The organism is Stenotrophomonas sp. 05L44_2 (assembly GCF_056665995.1).
Window position 1 is genome coordinate 1 of the sequence record NZ_JBFTNR010000303.1, and the last position, 4,729, is coordinate 4,729.

The window sequence follows — 4,729 nt, forward strand, 5'->3', positions numbered from 1 at the left end:
GCTCTGCGTTGCAGAGCTGCCCACCCCACAACCGGGGCCAGGTGAAGTCCGGGTGCGGATGCACATGTCCGGGCTCAATCCCACAGACCTCAAGGCCCGCACAGGGTTCTCCGCGCCGATGCCCTTTCCACGAATCATTCCCCACCAGGACGGTGCCGGTGTCATCGATGCGGTGGGCGACCCGGAAGAGGCGGGCCGTATAGGGCAGCGCGTCTGGATCTATGAAGCCCAGTACGGCAGGGCGAGCGGAACGGCTGCAGCGTTCGTGGTCGTGCCCGCTGGGCACGCCGTGCCGCTGCCTGGCGATGTCTCTTTCGAGGTGGGTGCATCGCTGGGTATTCCGGCACTGACGGCGCATCGCTGTCTCTTCGCGGATGGCGACATCAACGGCCGAAGGGTGTTGGTGCAAGGCGGGGCAGGCGTGGTCGGCACCGCCGCCGTCCTGCTGGCAAAGTGGGCGGGCGCCTGGGTCGCGGCCACGGTCATGAATGCCGAGCAGGCAAGCATTGCCAGGGCGGCCGGAGCGGATCTGGTGCTGGACCGTCTGAATGACGATGTCGCCGGCGCGATCAACACCCATACCCGGAGGGCGGGCGTGGATCGCATCGTAGAGGTCAATGTGCGGGCAAATCTCGACCTTGACCTGGCATGTCTCGCCTCTGGCGGCGTCATCAGCGCTTATGCGGCCGCGCAGGCAACCGATGAGCTTTCCCTGCCACTGTTGCGTGCCATGGTGCACGGATGCGTGCTCCGCTTCGTGTACATCTATTCGGTCCCCCAGGAAGCGAAGATCCACGCGATCAGGGACATCACTGCGTGCCTTGCCAGTGGCGCCTATTCGCCCCATGTCGGTTTGAAGGTGGATCTGCAGAAGATCGCTGAAGCGCACCAGGCACTTGAAGCTGGAACCGTGATGGGGAAGGTTCTCATCGCCATCTGAGCGATACGTTCGCCGCCACGCGCCCCTTGCACTCGGCGGGTGAATGCGGCTTGCGGGTCATTTGCATGCCCGCAGGGCGGGGCTGCACGTCCCCTCACCACATTCACCTCGCAGCAGCGAAAATGCGTCCTTGGGCGCGCTCCAGGGCGCACCGCTCACTGCCTGCAGGAACGCAACGATGTCCAACAACCCTTTCGGTGAATCCTCATGCGCTGCCGCAGCCAGCGGTTGCGTGGAGGTGCGCGGCGCGCGCGAGCACAACCTCAAGAATGTCGATGTCTCCATTCCGCGCAATGCACTGGTGGTGTTCTCCGGGGTGTCGGGTTCGGGCAAGTCGTCGTTGGCCTTCGGTACGGTCTTTGCTGAGGCGCAGCGGCGCTACTTCGAGTCCGTAGCGCCATACGCGCGGCGCCTGATCGACCAGGCGGGCGTACCCGATGTGGATGCCATCGACGGCCTGCCGCCGGCGGTGGCGTTGCAGCAGCAGCGCGGCGCCAGCAATGCACGTTCCTCGGTGGGCAGTGTCACCACGCTGTCCAGCCTGGTACGCATGATGTACTCGCGCGCAGGGGCCTACCCGGCCAACCAGCCCATGCTGTACGCCGAGGACTTCTCGCCCAATACGCCGCAGGGCGCCTGCAGCACCTGCCACGGCCTGGGACATGTGTACGAGGTGACCGAAGCGCTGATGGTGCCGGACCCGTCGCTGAGCATCCGCGAACGTGCCATCGCCTCCTGGCCGCCGGCATGGCAYGGCCAGAACCTGCGCGACATCCTGGTCACGCTGGGCTACGACATCGACGTGCCGTGGAAGAAGCTGCCGAAGAAGGACCGCGACTGGATCCTGTTCACCGAGGAAACGCCAACCGTGCCGGTCTATGCCGGCTTCACGCCCGCAGAGACCCGTGCCGCACTGAAGCGCAAGCTGGAACCCAGCTACATGGGCACCTATACCGGTGCGCGCCGCTACGTGCTGCACACCTTTGCCAACACCCAGAGCGCGCTGATGCGCAAGCGCGTTTCGCGCTACATGGAAGGCAGGTTGTGCCCGGCCTGCCACGGAAAGCGCCTGAAGCCGGAAGCGCTTTCGGTCACCTTTGCCGGCGTGGATATCGGTGAGTTCATGCGGCTGCCGCTGGACCAACTGGCGGACCTGCTGGGGCCCATCGCGCAGGGCGATTTCAGCGCGCACAGCCGCGGCGCGCGTACCAGCGGCAGCGCCACGAAACGCGATCGCACGCAGCGGGCTGCAAGCGGCCGACCTGTCCATGCTGGAGCCCCCGACGTGCGGCTGACCTCGGCCCTGTCGGAAGAGAAGCGCCTGGCCGCGCAGCGGCTGGCAGGCGGCGTCATGGCGCGTGTACGCCAGCTGCGAGGCCTGGGCCTGGGGTACCTCTCGCTGGATCGCGCCACGCCAACCCTGTCGGCCGGCGAACTGCAGCGCCTGCGGCTGGYCACGCAGCTCAGCTCGTTGCTGTTTGGCGTGCTGTACGTGCTTGATGAACCCTCGGCCGGCCTGCACCCCGCCGACAGCCAGGCGCTGTACGACGCGCTGGACCGGTTGCGCGACGGCGGAAACTCGGTGTTCGTTGTCGAACACGACCTGGAGCTGATGCGCCGCGCGCAGTGGCTGGTGGATGTTGGCCCGGAGGCGGGTGAGCACGGCGGGCGCGTTCTCTACAGTGGCGAGCCCGACGGCCTGCGCAAGGTCCAGGAATCGCGCACCGCCCGGTATCTGTTCGACCAGGTGCCCGCGGCCGCCAGCCGGCAGCGCAGCGCCAGCAGCTGGCTGGAGTTGAAGGGCATCCACCGCCATAACCTGCAGGGTGTGGACGCGCAGGTGCCGCTGGGGTTGCTGACCGCAGTGACCGGCATTTCGGGGTCGGGCAAATCCAGCCTGATGGCGCAGGCACTGCCCGAGCTGGTGCTGCTGCACCTGGGGCATGAGCCCGAGGAGAACAGTGCCGAGAGTGCGCCCAACGACGCGCCGACCGTGATCGAAGCGACCCGAGGCCGGCTGGCTGGCGATGTGGACGCCATCCAGCGGGTAGTGCAGGTGGACCAGAAGCCCATCGGCCGCACCCCACGCTCCAACCTGGCCACCTATACCGGCCTGTTCGACCACGTGCGCAAGCTGTTCGCCGCTACGCCCGCCGCGCGCCGTCGGCGTTTCGATGCCGGCCGTTTCTCGTTCAACGTGCCCAAGGGCCGATGCGAGACCTGYGAAGGCGAAGGTTTCGTCAGCGTCGAACTGCTGTTCATGCCCAGCGTCTATGCGCCGTGCCCCACCTGCCACGGCGCCCGCTACAACGAAGCCACGCTGAAGGTGCTGTGGAATGAGCGCAACATCGCCGAGGTCCTGCAGATGACGGTGGACCAGGCGCACGCGTTCTTCATCGAGGAAGAGGCCATTGCCCGTCCGCTGCAGCTGCTGCAGGAGATCGGCCTGGGCTATCTGCGGCTGGGCCAGCCGGCCACAGAGCTTTCAGGTGGCGAAGCCCAGCGCATCAAGCTGGCGACCGAGCTGCAGCGCAGCCAGCGCGGGCGCACGCTCTACGTACTGGACGAACCCACCACCGGCCTGCATGCATCGGACGCGGACAGGCTGCTGGTGCAGCTGCAGCGACTGGTGGACGCGGGCAATACGGTGGTGATGATCGAGCATGACATGCGCGCGGTCGTGCAGGCGGACTGGGTGATTGACGTCGGGCCTGGCGCAGGCGCTGCGGGCGGCACCATCGTGGCGAAGGGAACGCCGCAGCAGGTGGCGCGCGCCAAGGGCAGCAGGACGGCGCCCTTCCTTGCGCGGGAGCTGGGGCAGGGTGGGTGAGGTGAGGGCGTCGCCGGGGCCGTAGTCCTACTACCGCACGCCACACCGCCCATCCTCAGGCACATCGCCAGCAAGCGTCAGCAGCCGATCCTGCAGCGTAGGCTCCTGCACGCCAGACAGCACCTGCTCCAGATAGCTCAATGGCACCAGTGACCATTGCAGCGAGGCCTGCAGGGGGAAGATCGCAGGCGCCCGATGCTCGGTACCCAGCGCAACCCGGATCAGCAGAAGCGGCGGCTGCCTTTCCACGTGCAGCACCGGCACGCCCTTGCACTGGATCTGGAAGGAAGCCGAAGCGGGCGTCCCCTCCAGGAACGCGAAACCCTCCCGCGCCCGCGCCTCTGCGAATCGAAGCGCGTGGCGGCGCAGCGTCCAGAATGTCTCATCGGGTACATCACGGTACGCGAGCACTTCCGGCTCAACAGGCTCTGGCGAATGGATCTGTACTGCAACGACCAGCGCCAGAAAGAGCGCCCACATCACGCCGTGGCGCACCTTCATGTCAGGCCCCACCAAAGTGATCCTTCACTCTGCCGGCTGCAGCCGTTCGCTTGCGTGGGCTGCGAGCCCAAGCCCGGCCATGATCAGTCCTTCCATCACCCGGTCGCCGACGTATTGCTCCGGCTCACCATTCTGGCGGGTGCGTTCTGCGGCCAGCAGCACTTCCAGCACCACGCGCAGGCCTGTCAGCGAGCAGTCGGCATCGGCCAGCGCCATCTGCCGGCCACGCAGCTGATGCCGCTCTGGCCAGGGCTGGCCGTTGGCGGCCACGCCCGAGCCGATGCTGTGCAGCAGCGCGATGAGGGTATTGGGATCCACGGTAGGCCCGGCCGAGGGCGCCTCGTGGATGGGCTGTGGGGCAGGGGAGTAGGGCGTTGTCATGGCAGGGCTCCTTGCGTGCAGGCAGAAGCCGCCACCGATAAAGGTGGCGGACGATGCGTGGCTCGAAACCCCGTGTG

General features: G+C 66.9%; 4 protein-coding genes. 2 read left to right on the forward strand and 2 right to left on the reverse strand.

Annotation, left to right across the window (positions count from 1 at the left end):
• Both AC1VAN_RS11930 and AC1VAN_RS11935 read left to right on the forward strand, forming a co-directional pair.
• The coding region (locus AC1VAN_RS11930) for an NADPH:quinone reductase (protein ID WP_480985865.1) at positions 1-940 on the forward strand (940 nt) is incomplete at its 5' end.
• Positions 941-1,118: 178 nt separating this feature from the next.
• Positions 1,119-3,770, forward strand: coding sequence for an excinuclease ABC subunit UvrA (locus AC1VAN_RS11935; protein WP_480985866.1), 2,652 nt, complete (start codon positions 1,119-1,121; stop codon positions 3,768-3,770).
• 30 nt (positions 3,771-3,800) lie between these two features.
• Here AC1VAN_RS11935 and AC1VAN_RS11940 read toward each other — a convergent pair whose 3' ends face one another.
• Positions 3,801-4,271 (reverse strand): hypothetical protein, encoded by a 471-nt coding sequence (locus AC1VAN_RS11940; protein ID WP_442251924.1) that lies wholly within the window; start codon positions 4,269-4,271, stop codon positions 3,801-3,803.
• 24 nt (positions 4,272-4,295) lie between these two features.
• Positions 4,296-4,652 (reverse strand): hypothetical protein, encoded by a 357-nt coding sequence (locus AC1VAN_RS11945; RefSeq protein ID WP_442251925.1) that lies wholly within the window; start codon positions 4,650-4,652, stop codon positions 4,296-4,298.
• Between the last annotated feature and the right edge of the window lie 77 nt (positions 4,653-4,729).

Coding starts and splice junctions, on each gene's coding strand:
- AC1VAN_RS11940 (WP_442251924.1), bottom strand. CDS start 4,271: ATGAAGGTGCGCCACGGCGTGATGTGGGCGCTCTTTCTGGCGCTGGTC.
- AC1VAN_RS11945 (WP_442251925.1), bottom strand. CDS start 4,652: ATGACAACGCCCTACTCCCCTGCCCCACAGCCCATCCACGAGGCGCCC.